14 protein-coding genes are annotated in these 14399 nt (G+C 51.8%); 13 read left to right on the top strand and 1 reads right to left on the bottom strand.

The genetic code is table 11. The features are described from left to right. Positions 1–26: 26 nt before the first annotated feature. The 11 genes from NYE70_RS12445 to NYE70_RS12395 all read left to right on the top strand — a co-directional run bounded on the left by NYE70_RS12445 (position 27) and on the right by NYE70_RS12395 (position 11212). The gene (locus NYE70_RS12445; protein ID WP_213655992.1) at positions 27–467 is read left to right on the top strand and encodes a hypothetical protein; all 441 of its coding nucleotides are present in this window, start codon (positions 27–29) and stop codon (positions 465–467) included. Between the two features lie 48 nt (positions 468–515). Further along, positions 516–1667, top strand: coding sequence for a transglutaminase domain-containing protein (locus NYE70_RS12440; RefSeq protein WP_341046216.1), 1152 nt, complete (start codon positions 516–518; stop codon positions 1665–1667). A gap of 157 nt (positions 1668–1824) precedes the next feature. Continuing rightward, positions 1825–3927, top strand: coding sequence for a peptidoglycan D,D-transpeptidase FtsI family protein (locus NYE70_RS12435; protein WP_290406593.1), 2103 nt, complete (start codon positions 1825–1827; stop codon positions 3925–3927). Positions 3928–4126: 199 nt separating this feature from the next. Continuing rightward, positions 4127–5101 (top strand): metal ABC transporter solute-binding protein, Zn/Mn family, encoded by a 975-nt coding sequence (locus tag NYE70_RS12430; RefSeq protein WP_290406592.1) that lies wholly within the window; start codon positions 4127–4129, stop codon positions 5099–5101. Positions 5102–5142: 41 nt separating this feature from the next. After that, complete coding sequence (locus NYE70_RS12425) at positions 5143–5901, top strand: metal ABC transporter ATP-binding protein (RefSeq protein WP_341046215.1); 759 nt, start codon at positions 5143–5145, stop codon at positions 5899–5901. 5 nt (positions 5902–5906) lie between these two features. After that, a complete protein-coding gene (locus NYE70_RS12420) occupies positions 5907–6881 on the top strand; it encodes a metal ABC transporter permease (RefSeq protein WP_341046214.1) in 975 nt (324 codons plus the stop codon). After that, entirely contained in the window at positions 6881–7762 is an 882-nt protein-coding gene (locus NYE70_RS12415; protein WP_341046213.1) for a metal ABC transporter permease, read from the top strand. Before NYE70_RS12420 ends, NYE70_RS12415 begins: the two co-directional genes overlap by 1 nt. A 105-nt stretch (positions 7763–7867) precedes the next feature. After that, on the top strand, positions 7868–8023 hold the full coding sequence (locus tag NYE70_RS12410) for a hypothetical protein (protein WP_341046212.1): 156 nt from the start codon (positions 7868–7870) through the stop codon (positions 8021–8023). A 259-nt stretch (positions 8024–8282) separates the two neighbouring features. Next, on the top strand, positions 8283–9041 hold the full coding sequence (locus NYE70_RS12405) for a Cof-type HAD-IIB family hydrolase (RefSeq protein WP_211025987.1): 759 nt from the start codon (positions 8283–8285) through the stop codon (positions 9039–9041). A gap of 10 nt (positions 9042–9051) precedes the next feature. After that, positions 9052–9534 (top strand): DUF456 domain-containing protein, encoded by a 483-nt coding sequence (locus tag NYE70_RS12400; protein WP_213655994.1) that lies wholly within the window; start codon positions 9052–9054, stop codon positions 9532–9534. Between the two features lie 16 nt (positions 9535–9550). Beyond that, positions 9551–11212 (top strand): putative polysaccharide biosynthesis protein, encoded by a 1662-nt coding sequence (locus NYE70_RS12395; RefSeq protein WP_341046211.1) that lies wholly within the window; start codon positions 9551–9553, stop codon positions 11210–11212. Positions 11213–11243: 31 nt separating this feature from the next. On the opposite strand, the gene NYE70_RS12390 is transcribed toward NYE70_RS12395, so the two are convergent. Continuing rightward, positions 11244–12650 (bottom strand): DUF2515 family protein, encoded by a 1407-nt coding sequence (locus tag NYE70_RS12390; protein WP_341046210.1) that lies wholly within the window; start codon positions 12648–12650, stop codon positions 11244–11246. 152 nt (positions 12651–12802) lie between these two features. Here NYE70_RS12390 and NYE70_RS12385 point away from each other — a divergent pair, with 152 nt between their 5' ends. Beyond that, the gene (locus tag NYE70_RS12385; RefSeq protein WP_211025993.1) at positions 12803–13168 is read left to right on the top strand and encodes a thioredoxin family protein; all 366 of its coding nucleotides are present in this window, start codon (positions 12803–12805) and stop codon (positions 13166–13168) included. Positions 13169–13380: 212 nt separating this feature from the next. Further along, complete coding sequence (locus NYE70_RS12380; RefSeq protein WP_290406588.1) at positions 13381–14325, top strand: COX15/CtaA family protein; 945 nt, start codon at positions 13381–13383, stop codon at positions 14323–14325. Positions 14326–14399 lie beyond the last annotated feature (74 nt).

Genomic DNA, 14399 nt, shown 5'->3' with positions numbered 1-14399 from the left:
CTTTGGGAGCGTGGGTCATGTTGGATTTGAATTTGCAAGTCTGGACTGAATTTCTGAAACAGAACTGGCTGGTTATTGTTATAGCTCTGGTCGTACTGTTCCTGATTTTAAATTTGGTGAAGACGGTTGTGAAATGGGCGCTTGTTTTGGTCATCGCCGCATTTATCATCGTATACAGCGGAATTTCCCTGAAGGATATCGGCGACGCGGTGGGAGCGGTTAAAGAGCAGGCGGTGGATATCAGCAAAACCGAAGCATTGAATATGATGAAAAAGGAAGCTAGCGAAGCGAAGCTGAACCGGAATCCGGACGGTACGTTCACCATTACGACCCCGAACTTGGAGGTCAGCGGTTCGGAAGGCGCAGACAAAGTTAAAGTGATGTTTCACGGCGTTTCCTTGGGCGAATGGAAAGTAAGCGATACGCTGGAAGCTTTTATCCAAGAAGCGAAACGGAACTCTCAATAAGATCCTCTTGATGAAGAAGAAACAGGACATCCAGAACGGAGGTTGACGATGACGGAGAGTTGGTTGCATAGCTTGGGAGACTTCAACTGGGTTACCGCCTTGTTGTTGTTCATCCTGCTGTTCTCAATACTGCAAGGTTTACTGCGAGGCGCCTCGCGCAGCGCCGGAAGACTGGTGTCTTTGCTGAGCGGAGGCGTGCTGTCGGTGCTGGGAATACTGGCGTCCATACCGCTAACGTTATGGCTGGCACCGCTGGTACAGAGCTGGTTATCCGGGGTCACGCTACCGGAGCGCGATTTGAACAAATGGGAGCAGATCTATTACACGTTGCTTACGGCGATCCGTGATTTTCCGCTGATGCGAGTTGCCGTGGTGTTCATGCTGAGCTATTGGCTGATCCGCACGGTGCTTGGCCTCGTATCCGCCTTTGCCTTCGGTGGCAGCTCCTGGCTGGGGCGCTTGGTCTTTGGAGGAGAGCGTCCCGCAACGCTGCTCAGCCGGTTGGCCGGAGCGGGAATCGGCGCGGTAATCGGTGCGGCAAGATGCCTGTTCGTCATCGCCGTATTATTCATTTCGGTGACGCTGTTTCCGGACAGCGGGTTCAGCCGCTATGTGGAAGCTTCCCCCGTTTATCAGCAGGGAGCCCGTAGCGTAATTGAACCGCTGTCCGGCAATTTGATCAAAGAAAAGCTTCCGGTGTTTACCCGCGGTGTCGAAGAAGAGCTGAACGGGATACTGCAGCGAAGATACGAAGTAATCGACGCCGACATTCCACGGGATATCGGACAGGCCGCGGCCAAAATCACCGAAGGGGCCCAAAGCGACGAGGAAAAAGCACGCCTACTCTATGACTGGGTCGGCTCAAGGGTGACCTACGATTATGATAAGGTAGACGACTACGAGAAAAACGGGAATTGGCGCGAGCAAACGCCGCAAATGACGTATGATTCCAAGCGCGGCGTATGTATCGATTATTCACGCCTTTATGCCGTAATGGCCCGTTCGCAGGGCCTCCAGGTCAAAGTGGTTACCGGACTCGGCTACGACGGCCGGGGAGGATACGGCCCGCATGCCTGGAACGAGGTGTACTTATCCGAGAAGGAGCAATGGATTCCGCTCGACTCGACCTGGGCCGGTAGCGGATACTGGTTCAACCCTCCCGCTTTTAATGAGACGCATATCCCCGATAAGATCGTATAGCGTCTTATCGATGAGACTCCAGTTATTTCCTGGGAAAGGCCGAGAAATAGCTGGAGTTTTTATGAGTAAAAAATAGGGAAACGCTGTAACTTCGCCATGCCTATTTTCGTTATGTTAATATATAAGGGATGAATTGATGGAATAAGGAGAAACGGAAATGAAAAGTGTATATTCCGACGACCCGCGCGAACAGGAAGCCGCGATGCAGCGTCATTTTAATATCCGCCTGAATATGTTCTTTTTCAGCGCATTTGCTATTTTTACGGTTATTATCGTTCGTCTTGCCATTCTCCAGTTTGTCGAAGGACCTAGCCTGTCCAAGCAAGAGACGGCCATGAGAGTAAAGGACGTGCCTTTATCGCCGATCCGGGGAACCATTTTCGCGGACGGGGGAGAGAAGTTGGCTTACTCTACACCGGTCCAGTCTCTGTATATCACCTTGCAGAAGGATTACAGCACCACAACCGACCGTGGGAAAGAAAATCGTCCGGAAGCGATGGGCTTGGCCGATAAATTGAAAGAGGTTTTTGATAAATACGGCGATCCAAATGCAGAGAAAATGTCTAAGGAAGATATCGTCAAAGCGATGGATCTGGACTACCGCCAAAGCGGTGGCTTTAGTGCTCGTAGACTCAAGATTGGTCTGACGAAAGAGGAAATAGCTTATTTCCTCGAGCGCAAGGATCAGTTCCCGGGTATCGAGGTTGTTGAGGAAAGCATTCGTCACTATGATAAGGATACGGTGGCGGTGCAAACGGTCGGGTATATGAAAAAGTTCTCCAATGCGTCAACTACCAAGGCTTCCGATCTCAAGTACTATAGTGATATTCGGGAGCAAAAAGAAACGGACCCGGCACTCCAATATACAGAAACAGAACTCGTCGGTTATGATGGGCTGGAACTTTATTATCAGGAACAACTTCGTGGAAAAAACGGATACAAAAGCGTGCCGATCGATCCTCGCAACATGGCAACAGGTATCCCGGAAGTGACTCCGCCGGTAAAGGGATATGACTTGCACACGACGATTAACAAAAATATTCAATTAATCGCAGAGCAAGCAATTTTGGATCAAATTGATTGGGTTCATAAAAATCCGGTATCCGGTGAAACCCATCCTAATGCCAAAACTGGATATGCCGTAGCGATGGAAGTGGATACCGGCAATGTAGTGGCCATGGCCAGCATGCCTGACTATGATACAAACGTGTGGCAAAGTGGCGGGATTGATCCGCAAGATTGGGATAAAATTAAATCGAATTATCAGAATGGAACGATTACCCCCTATAGCTCAGGCCAATCGGGACATGGTTTTGGTTCGAACGTGTTGCTCGGTTCTACGATTAAACCTTTATCTGTCTTGATCGGGCTTAACGAAAATCTGTTTACGACATCGACGTATTATAATGACCGGGGTATCGCTTACTTCGGCAAAAACGATTCATCAAGTGTACGTAACTCGGGTAGCCATGCTTATGGTCCATTGGATCCGTCCGGGGCGATTCTTCACTCTTCCAACACGTTCATGGTCAAAATGGTGGGTGAAAGCCTATATAAAAAGTATAAGGCAGATGGCATTGGGGTATGGGATAAGTACATGAAACAGTTTGGCCTTGGAGTATCTACAGGTGTAGATTTGCCGAGGGAATTCCTTGGCACCTTAGGTTATAATGATGAATCCGAAACATCGCTATCCCGGTTGGTATACTCTTCCTTCGGTCAGAACGGAGGATATACAGCGATGCAGTTAGCTCAGTACACAGCTACGCTGGCAACTCATGGCAAACGGATGCAACCGCATCTCGTCAGCAAAATCACGGACGAGAACGGCAATATCATCGAAGAATTTAAACCTACGGTACTTAATGAGGTTAATTTTAAGGAAGCTTATTGGAAAGAAGTTATCAGCGGAATGAAGACGGATGTTAAATCGGCGTTCACTGGCTTCCCGTATGATTTTGCCCGGAAAACAGGCACCTCTGAGCAGTATGCCAAAGGGAAAAATAGAGATAACGGCGTATTTATCGCTTTTGCACCTCGCGAGAACCCGAAGCTTGCTGTAGCGGTTATTATTCCTGAAGGCGGCTTTGGTGCTTGGAGCGCTGCGCCGGTTGCCCGCAAAATTTTCGATGCGTATGACCAGGAGTATGGGCTGGATGGTGTACCGAAGAAGGCCTTGAAGCAACAACAAACAGGCCAGGGCACAACAAATCAAAATCAACAGACGGGTAATCAAAACTCCGCGAATAACGGACAATAACTTCAGGACAGACCCGTCAATCCGTAAATTTATTTAAGCAAGAGGAAAAATTCCTCTTGCTTTTTTGTATGTTTATACCTTAGAATTTGCCTTAGGGAAACATTTTTATATATGACTAAAAGTTAAGCTCGAGGGAAACAAGTGTTTACTTGTACAACAAATAACCGGTAAAAGTGACATTGCGGGAGGAGAGATCAAAGTGGATGAGTTGAAGGTAAAGAAAAGCCCGCTGCAAAGGGCAAAAATGACGCTGAGCATACTGGCCTTTATCGTGATTGCGGCTTGCTCCAAAGTGGAGGGAGAGCCTGGTCATCAGCAACGTGCGGAAGGCGAGGGCCCTATTCACATCGTGACGACGATCGGCATGATTACGGATGTCGTTCAGGAAATCGGCGGCGAAGAGGTGGTAGTGCAAGGCTTGATGGGACCCGGCGTAGATCCCCATCTTTATAAAGCTTCCCAGGGCGATATTCAGAAGCTGGACGATGCGGATATGATTTTGTACGGCGGACTTCATTTGGAAGGAAAGATGCAGGAAATCTTCGAGAAGCTGGAACAGCGCAAGCCGACGGTTGCCGTTTCGAAGAATATCGATCCTTCGGTGCTGCGTTCAGGCAAGGATGCCGGCGGATCGCAATACGATCCGCACATTTGGTTCAATGTGAAGCACTGGGTATCGGCTGCCGAGACGATCCGGGATACGCTGATTGAATATGACCCTGATCATGCTGCGGTATATAAGCAGAATGCGGAAGCATATATTGCGGAGCTTAATGCGCTTGATGCCGAGGTCAGGGAACGAATCGCCGAAATTCCGGAAGCCGGACGCGTTCTGGTGACGGCCCATGATGCATTCGGTTACTTTGGAGACGCTTATGGCATCCGGGTGATGGGGCTTCAGGGAATCAGCACGGCTTCGGAGTATGGTTCGAAGGATGTGAGCAAATTACGTGACTTTCTCGTGGAGAACAAGATCAAGGCGGTATTTGTGGAATCGAGCATTCCTACGAAATCGATGGAGGCGGTCATCGCCGGAGCGAAGGAAATGGGGCATGACGTTAAAATCGGCGGCGAATTGTTCTCCGACTCGATGGGAGAGCCGGGTTCCGATGCGGACACCTATATCAAAATGGTCCGTCATAATGTGAACACCATTGCCGCAGCGTTGAAATAAATGGCCGGGTGCAGCTTGACCCGGGGAAAAGGAGAAATCAGATGACTACTTATCCTATAGAAGTAAATCATTTAACGGTGGCTTATCAGAAAAAGCCGGTGTTGAATTCAGTATCGTTCCAAATTCCGTCCGGAAAGCTGATCGGTGTGCTCGGACCGAATGGGGCGGGGAAATCCACGTTGTTAAAAGCCGTGCTCGGCCTGATCCCAAAGGTGGAAGGTGAGGTGAGCATTTTCGGCCGCCCCTACCGGGAGATGCGCAAGAGCGTAGGGTATGTGCCGCAGCGGGAATCGGTGGATTGGGATTTTCCGACGAACGCGCTGGATGTGGTGATGATGGGACGCTATGGGCATCTGGGCTGGTTCCGCCGGCCTGGAAGCAAGGAGCGGGAAATCGCTTTAGAATGCTTGAGCAAAGTCGGTATGGCCGACTACGCGGGACGGCAAATTAGCCAATTGTCGGGCGGCCAGCAGCAGCGGGTATTTCTGGCTAGAGCTTTGGCTCAAAACGCCAATCTGTACTTCATGGATGAACCGTTCGCCGGGGTAGACGCTACTACAGAAAAGGCGATCATCCAACTGCTGCATGAGCTTAAAGAGCAAGGAAAAACCGTTCTGGTCGTCCATCACGATTTGTCGACGGTTCAGGAGTATTTTGACCATGTCCTGCTCTTGAACGGAGAATTGATCGCGGCAGGACCGACGGAGGAAATATTCACGCCGGATCATCTCCAGAAAACTTATGGCGGGCGGATCGCCATGCTGCAAGACTTCGCGGCCGTTCCTGCCGGGAGGGTGTAGACCTTATGCTCTTAACATTTGTGAATTGGATTACTGATCCGAATATGCAATGGATTCTGATGGGCTCGCTACTGCTCGGCCTGGGGAGCGGAGTGATCGGTTCATTTACCTTCCTGCGCAAACAAAGCCTTCTCGGCGACGCGCTGGCTCATGCCGCGCTCCCCGGGATTTGCATCTCGTTTATGCTCAGCGGGGTGAAATCGATCGGTCTCTTCATGCTTGGAGCCATCGTCTCGGGAATGCTGGCGACGTTTGGAATTCATGCCATCACCCGCTATTCCCGGATTAAGCAGGACGCGGCGCTCGGTATTGTGCTGTCCGTATTTTTTGGCATCGGGGTTGTCATGATGACCAAAATCCAGCATAGCGGCAACGGAAACCAAAGCGGGCTGGATAAGTATATGTTCGGGCAGGCGGCCTCCATGATGCTGTCCGACGTTTACCTGGTCGGCATCGTATCCCTGATTTTAGTTGCGGTGTGCACTCTGTTATTCAAGGAATTTAAATTGGTCAGCTTTGACCCCGGCTTTGCGAGAGGTATGGGACTCAAGGTCGGCCTGTTCGATCAATTGCTGCTCCTGATGACGGTCATAGCCGTCGTTGTCGGTATTCAGGCGGTCGGCGTCGTACTCGTCGCCGCACTGCTGATTACACCCGCGGTGGCTGCACGTTACTGGACCGACGCCTTGGGCGTGATGATCGTTCTGTCCGGAGTGTTCGGTGCACTGTCCGGAGTTACCGGTACCTTAATCAGCGGCACTTTGTCGAATTTGCCGACGGGACCGGTGACCGTATTAGCCGCTACCTCTTTATTTCTGGTCTCCGTCATTTTTGCGCCTGGCAGGGGGCTGTTATCCAAATTACTTCGCCGCATACGTCAGCGCAACGAAGTGAGACGCGGCTTTGAGACGGTGGCTCTGGATGGTGAGCGTGCCGTTATCTCCAATAGGGCACACACGGCGGAAAGGAGTGGAGATTAATGGCGGATTTTTGGATCATATTGACCGGGACCTTGGTGGCGGCCACGTGCGGGGTGCTTGGATGCTTTCTCGTTCTCCGAAAAATGGCGATGGTCGGAGATGCGATCAGCCACTCTGTTTTGCCGGGCATTGCCATCGCCTTTTTGATCAGCAATTCGAGGGATTCGATTCTAATGCTGGCGGGAGCGGCCGTGTTGGGCTTGATTACGGTATTTCTGATCCAGAGTCTTCAAAACGGAGGATTGCAGTCTGACGCCTCCATAGGAATCGTGTTCACCGCTTTGTTTGCGATCGGGGTCATTCTGATTAGCCGGAACGCGGCTCATATCGACCTGGATCTCGATTGCGTGCTGTTCGGAGAAATCGCCTATGTGCAGTGGGATACGCTGATCATAAACGGTTATGATATGGGACCGGCTGCCGTATGGCTGTTGGGCGGGACATTGTTGCTTGTCCTTGTAGTAATCGGGTTGTTCTATAAACAGTTTAAGCTGTGCGCATTCGATCCCGCGCTGGCAGCGGCCGTCGGCATTCCTGTGGCGTTGTTCCACTACTTGCTTATGGGACTGGTATCGCTCTCGACGGTAGCTTCGTTTGAAAGCGTGGGCGCTATTCTGGTTGTCGGGATGCTGATCGTTCCGGCATCTACCGCCTACCTGATGACCGACCGGCTCAGTGTTATGCTGCTTTACAGCGTGCTGATCGGTGCAGTCAGCTCAGCAGGCGGATATTACGCAGCAAAATGGCTGGACGCTTCAATTGCAGGCTCCATGATCACCGTCGCCGGACTCCTTTTCGTTTTGGCCTTCGTATTTTCACCGCTGCACGGTCTGGTGGCGCGTTACCAAAAACGCCGGAGCTTAAAGGCGGCATCGGCTTAAACGGATGAAGTAGATGATGGGCTGTTGCGAATGATGCGAATGGCGGATCCAATTAAATAGTGGAATTCAGGCAGGCTTTCGTCGGAAGGACGAGAGCCTGCTTTTTTGAGTCGGAAAGGACCGGAGGGGCGGTTAATCATTGGTGAACAGTTGTTAATGGCACGGAGAGGAGATCCACAAATGGACGGTTCCGGCATGGGCGAACTTCTAACGAATCGTAAAGAGCATATTAGCGTAAAAATGGCCATCGACCTGATCTAAGGAACTCCAACGGCGTTATTGAGTAATTTTAGGTGAGAAAAGTTCCGTTTAGCTCGAAATATGGTTACCAGGGTTCGTAAGAATCTCAAACGGCTCTATTTTGACTAAATAAGGATGGCTGAGTTCCATAGGCACATATTGGGACAGGGGAATGCGGTAACTGTCTTTGTTGGGTTCGGGCGTTTATGATAAAATGGCGTTATGCTAACGAAGACCCATGAATTCACAAGGTAGGAAGCAAATATGCGAACTGGGCTGAATGGAGGATTTTCTGTTGAAGTATAAATTACTGGCGCTCGATATGGACGGAACACTGCTGACCGATAATCATCAAATTTCACCCGAAACGGAGAAGTGGATCCACAAGGCGGCCGCCGCAGGGGTACACGTTTGTTTATCTACCGGCAGAGGCTATAATGAGGCGGTTCCTTTTGGAGACCAACTCGGCCTTGAAACGCCCATGATCACTGTCAACGGCAGTGAGGTTTGGAGATCGCCTCATGAGCTTTACCACCGGGAATTGTTTGACAAGACGATCATTGCCCGGATGTATGATATCGCACAGGAGCATCATGTATGGTTCTGGGCCTATGCGGTGGAAGGAAGCTACAACGAGAACAGCTGGGAGCCGGAATTGCTGGATCGCAATCAATGGCTCAAATTCGGTTATCACACCGAGGATGACGAGATTCGCCACAAGATCATGCTGCAGCTTCAGGACATGGGGGGACTAGAAATCACGAACTCGTCGCCTTATAACCTCGAGATTAATCCGGCAGGCATCAATAAGGCCAGCGGCATTCGTACCGTTTGCAAATTGCTGGGCATCGAGATGTCGGAGACCGTAGCTATAGGCGACAGCCTTAACGACCTCGCTGCGATTCAAGCGGCCGGACTCGGCGTGGCGATGGGAAATGCTCAGATTGCGGTTAAAGAGAATGCGGACGTGGTAACCGACTCCAACAATGATGACGGCATTGCGCGGATCATCCGCGATTATATTTTGGCGGGAGAGTGAGGTCTAGGTGATAGCTGTGCTCGGCTGGATATTGGTCATCGCTTTATTTGTGATCGGGATGGCGGGAGCGGTATATCCCGTTTTACCGGGGGTTCTTGCGATATACTTTGCCTTTTTCGTGTATGGCTGGTTCTTCTCGTTTGAACCGTTCGGCTGGTTTTTCTGGATTATTCAGACCTTGATCGTCGTGGTCCTTCTAGTGGCGGATTACGCCGTGGGCGCCTGGGGGGTCAAAAAGTTCGGCGGCAGCAAGCTGTCCGTTTGGCTCAGCACGATCGGCATCATCGTCGGCCCGTTCGTGATCCCCGCCTTCGGCCTTATTATCGGTCCGTTGCTCGGCGCTATGATCGGCGAGTTAATCAAGGGGGAGTCGCTCGCCAAAGCTTTTAAAGTCGGGGTTGGCTCCGTTGTCGGACTTTTTAGCAGCATCGTCGTAAAAGTGATACTCCAACTCGCCATGATTATTGTTTTCATCATTTGGATCATCGTCTAGAAAGAAGGAATTTTCTTTGTCTAAGAAAGAGTCGTTTATTAAAGGAACGCTGATCCTTGCGGGGGCGGCACTCCTTGTCCGTTTGCTGGGTTTGTTCCAACGGGTGCCGCTGGAGCATGTATTTGGAGATACGGGGAATGCCTCGTATGGGCTTGCCAATAACGTATACCTGATGCTGCTGACGATCGCGTCGGCGGGCATTCCAAGCACGCTCAGCAAAATGGTATCGGAAAAATACGCTTTGAACAAACCGGAGGAGGCCAAGAGAATCTACCAGGCTGCGCTGATGTTCGGCGCTGTTTCCGGACTTCTGATTACGGTGTTCCTATACCTGGTCGCTCCTTATTATGCTACGAACATCGCGAAGGTACCGGAGGCTTCCGTGGCAATCCGGGCGATTGCGCCTGCCCTGTTGCTATTCCCGACGATTGCAATGATGAGGGGATATTTCCAGGGGCGCGGCAATATGTCCGCCTCGGGGATTTCTCAAATTATGGAGCAAATTCTTCGGGTTATTACGGCCATAGGATTGGCTTTTGTAATGTACGGTATGGGTTATTCCGATAAATGGCTGGCTGCCGGTGCTTCGTTCGGCAGTGTGTTCGGCAGCATTGGGGCGTTTGGAGTCATGCTGTATTACGCGATGAAAATGCGTAAGTCGGACGAGGGGAAACTGACTCTGGAACCGGGAATCACGACAGGTACCGGAACGGGAACCGGCGGAGCCAATCTTCCGTTCAAACGGATTTATCTTGATATTTTCAAGCTGTCGATTCCAATCGTATTGACCTCCCTAACGGTATCCGCGGTAAACTTTATTGACGGCTCCATCGTCAAGACACTGCTGATCGACCACATCGGGGAAGGTCCGGCCGAACAAGCTTTAGCATTTCTGACTTCCAGAGCGCAAATGGTGGCAGGGATTCCGCCGATTCTTGCGATCGCCCTTAGTACCTCTTTGATTCCGGTCATTTCGGCGGCCTTCGTCAAGAAGGATGAGGTGCATCTGAAGAATCAGGTTACGCTTGCCATGCGGATCTCGATTCTCTCCGGCTTGCCGCTTGTTATCGTTCTGGGAACCGCAGCATACTCGGTCAATGGTCTATTGTTCAAATCGCTTGACGGGTACGGGATCGTCGGATTTTTAACGTTAATGACGATTTTCCAGATCACGATGATGACCAGCAACTCAATCCTGTTAGGAGTGGGCAAGCCTTATTTGTCCATGGTGAACGTAATGGTCGGGATCGTCGTAAAACTGGCGGCCAGCTTCGCGCTTGCACCGGTTTGGGGCATTTACGGAATCATCGCCGCTACGGGGTTGTGTTTCCTGGTCATTACGCTGCTGAATTTGTGGACAATGAAAAAGATCGTGCCGTTCTCCCTGATGGGGAACCGTTGGGTCGGCTTCCTGTTGACGGTCATCGTGTTGATGGGGGCTGGATACGGACTGAATCAGGCCGGAATTCAAATGGTTTCGATCATGCCGGCACGGATCGCCTTTTTCCTGACCTGCTGTATCGTCGGTGTTGCCGTGGTCGGGTTATACCCGATCCTGCTGATTTTGCTGCGCGTCGTACGCAAGGACGAGTTGTCCGGTTATCCGGCGCCATTGCGTAAATTGCTGTCCCCGCTGATGCGGCTGCAGCGCTCGGGACAATCGGGCGTAGCGAAATAGGGCAGGCCGCGTACTAAGGCTGCCCGCCGTCCTAATCGCCCGCGACATCGTGGGCGAGCGCGGCTTTGAGGATGCCGCCGCGATGCTCGCGACTGATGTCGCACAAATACGGCGGCTGCGGCGCGCTGATACCATCCAGCGCGCTATGGTCCTTGAGCCAATCCTCCCGGGAGATTGGCTCATAGGGGGTGTCGCCCCAAGCGTCCAGCAGCTTGGGGCTGAAGAGACGCATGCCCGGCGGCAGCGTCTCGCCCTCCAGAAGCACTGACCCCTGCATCGCAGAGGTCAGTGCTTCTTTGCTATTGGCCGTGAACAATTCCGGCCAATAGTCGCAGCGCGAGCCGCTGTGCGGCACGCTGACGGCGAAGCGCTCCGCGCCGCTGCGCACGGCGCGGAGGCCCATGAGCATCGCGTACAGGCTCTTGCCGAGCGCGATGCGGTCCTGGAGGCTGCCGAAGTCGGAAACGACGCGCCCCGCCAGGCGGCGCACTTCGTATCTGGCACGGCCTCCCTCCACCAAGGCAGGATCACTCCCGTCATCGTGATCCGATTCACCCGGGGTTGTGGCATTCATCGTTTCCTGCCCGGTCTCTTCCGCCGGTTCATCATCGGCCGCATGAGAGGACTCCGCCTCAAGCAGCGGGAACACCACCTGATTCAGTCCGGCCAGACTGTTCAGGTGGAAGGACGGCTTGTCGGTAATATGCTTCTGGTAATAAGGATGGCGAATCACCCGCTTCTCGATGTAATTCTGTTCATTGATAATCAGCCCTACCGTCAGCAGCGCGCTCCCCCGGTCGATCCAGAAGCGCTCCCAGAAAGGGCGCATAAACTCGGACACATGAAAATAGGGCAGCAGATGAAAACGGCTGGACCCGAGCTCCCGGCTCTTGATATAGAGAAGAAGCTGCGGGTAAGCGTCCTGGAAGATCAAGGCATTGCTCCGCTCCAAGAAGCGGTAGTACGCCTTTTTCTCGCTCTCATCCAAGAGATCGGCCAATCTTCCGCGCAGGTCGGTCATATTCCAACCGGCATTTCTGGACACCATATGGGCAAGAAACGCCCAATGGAGCTCCGGGTAGGCCTGGTAACATGCCAGATATGCCTCCGTGCGGGTAATGTTGCTGCTTACCGCCCGGCCGGTTGCCAAGGCGATTTCCTCCGCCAGCTCCCGGTCCGCCTCGCTCCAGGCATCTTCCCGGGCCGCTCTGGCCGCGGGACCCCGACGCAGCAAATCTTCAAGCTCCGTCGCCACCGTCCGGGCGGAGGCTTCATTCCATTCGAGGGAAAGCCGCTCTTCGCGCAGCCGGCTGGATTCGGCAATTCCGGCGGCTTTGCCCTTTACCGCCTCCCCGATCACGGAAGGCAGCCGCCGCAAAAAATCCTTGAGGCCGGGGGCCGAAGCCGGACCGTCCGGATTACGTGGGCTTTGCTTCATGGTATCCCCGCTTTCTTTGTAGAGACTTTATGCATCACGTATTTTACTTTGAACATCCATTATAAGTATGGCCAAAAATTTGACTTCCACTCCGGGTTTTGGTTGACTAAGTAAAGGAGTTCATAAACTACAGGCAGAAAGGAATGAAGCTAATGAAACAGGTGCAAAGCGCAGCTGAATTTAATGTAAGTATTCAATCCAGCAATCTCGTAGTAGCGGTCTTTAAAGCGGACTGGTGCGTAGACTGCAAATTTATCGATCCGTTTATGCCTGAAATTGAAGAGAAATACGGTGACAGAATAGCATTGATCGAGGTGGACGTGGACAAGGTAGGGGACGTTAGCCAGGAACAGAACATTTTGGGAATCCCCAGCTTTGTCGCTTATGCGGACGGCCGTGAACTGATCCGTTTCGTCAACAAGCTTCGCAAATCGCGCGAGGAGATCGAGGATTTCCTGAACAAGGCGCTTGATGTTTACCATACATTACACGATACGCCGGAACGAAAAGACGGATAATCGGCCCAGCTGAAAACCCGACTTTTTGAACACGTATTTCACATTATTCAAACGACAAAAATCACATCGCCCCTGGCTCGTACAGGCGGCGATGTTTGTATTTGTGAACATTTTGTCACAGTTTCTCTATGATTAGCTCTATTCGATCAGGTATAATGATTATGATTTATGGATGTTTGTATCTCCTTACACTGATATAGCGGGTGAGCATTTTGAATACGAAGCAATTGAAATGGCTTAGCTATATTTCTTGCTTAGTCATGTTCTTGGCAACACTGGGCGGAAGCGTGGTTACCAAGACCGAATCGGGCCTCGGCTGCGGCAATGATTGGCCTCTGTGCCACGGGAAATTCGTACCGGCCCACACGATCGCCTCCTTGATCGAATACTCGCACCGGGCAGTCAGCGGAGCCGCGGGCTTGTTGTCATTGGCGGCCTTTGTGGCGTTTTGGATGTACCGGAAGCAACGCCGGGATCTGCAGATTTATTCTTTTCTTGCGCTTGTATTTGTCATGGTTCAAGCCGTCATGGGCGCGATGGCGGTCATATTTCCTACGTCTTCGGCAGTCATGGCGCTGCACTTCGGCTTTTCACTGATAGCTTTTGCCAGCTCGGTGATTCTCGTCCTTGGCATTCGCGAAGATGAAGCCAGGGAGAACGGGAAGCAGCCCGCGCCGACCAAACTGTATGTTTCCCGCGGATTCCGTAATTTGACCTGGTTCGCTACAGCCTACACATACATCGTGGTATATATCGGCGCCTATGTGAGTCATACCGATTCCGCCGGCGGCTGTACAGGCTGGCCGCTCTGTAACCGGGAACTCATCCCGGAACTTTCGGGCGGTGTCGGCATCGCTTTTATTCACCGGGTTGCGGCTGCGCTGCTGTTAATCCTGGTAGCCACGGTCGGTCATTTTGCCTATCGTAAACATCCGGGGAATCGGGAAATCCGTTCACTCGGCGTAGCGGCCACCGTGTTGATCCTGGTACAGGTATTCACCGGCGCAAGTATTGTGTTCACGTTGAACAATTATGAAGTGTATTTGTTTACCTCTCTTGCCCATATCATTGTTTTGGCGGCCTTGTTCGGGGTACTTTGTTATATGAGCGTCAGAACTTGGCAGTTAAGCAGAAACAAGGACGGACGTGCTCAATAACATTGTGCAGGAATGAGCTTAGAGACATTCGGGAAGTGTTATACAATAGGCAGGGAGAACGGATACCCGGATTC

Origin of the sequence: Paenibacillus sp. FSL R5-0407, assembly GCF_038009185.1 — a bacterium.
GTDB classification, from domain to species: Bacteria; Bacillota; Bacilli; order Paenibacillales; family Paenibacillaceae; genus Fontibacillus; species Fontibacillus vini.
The sequence above is the reverse complement of the archived record's forward strand: the minus strand, read 5'-3'. Positions and strand labels throughout refer to the sequence as shown.

What these genes read in the sequence shown, in the direction of transcription:
- NYE70_RS12440 (WP_341046216.1), top strand. Translation starts at nt 516, where the DNA reads ATGACGGAGAGTTGGTTGCATAGCTTGGGAGACTTCAACTGGGTTACC.
- NYE70_RS12435 (WP_290406593.1), top strand. Translation starts at nt 1,825, where the DNA reads ATGAAAAGTGTATATTCCGACGACCCGCGCGAACAGGAAGCCGCGATG.
- NYE70_RS12425 (WP_341046215.1), top strand. Translation starts at nt 5,143, where the DNA reads ATGACTACTTATCCTATAGAAGTAAATCATTTAACGGTGGCTTATCAG.
- NYE70_RS12420 (WP_341046214.1), top strand. Translation starts at nt 5,907, where the DNA reads ATGCTCTTAACATTTGTGAATTGGATTACTGATCCGAATATGCAATGG.
- NYE70_RS12415 (WP_341046213.1), top strand. Translation starts at nt 6,881, where the DNA reads ATGGCGGATTTTTGGATCATATTGACCGGGACCTTGGTGGCGGCCACG.
- NYE70_RS12405 (WP_211025987.1), top strand. Translation starts at nt 8,283, where the DNA reads ATGGAGGATTTTCTGTTGAAGTATAAATTACTGGCGCTCGATATGGAC.
- NYE70_RS12390 (WP_341046210.1), bottom strand. Translation starts at nt 12,650, where the DNA reads ATGAAGCAAAGCCCACGTAATCCGGACGGTCCGGCTTCGGCCCCCGGC.
- NYE70_RS12385 (WP_211025993.1), top strand. Translation starts at nt 12,803, where the DNA reads ATGAAACAGGTGCAAAGCGCAGCTGAATTTAATGTAAGTATTCAATCC.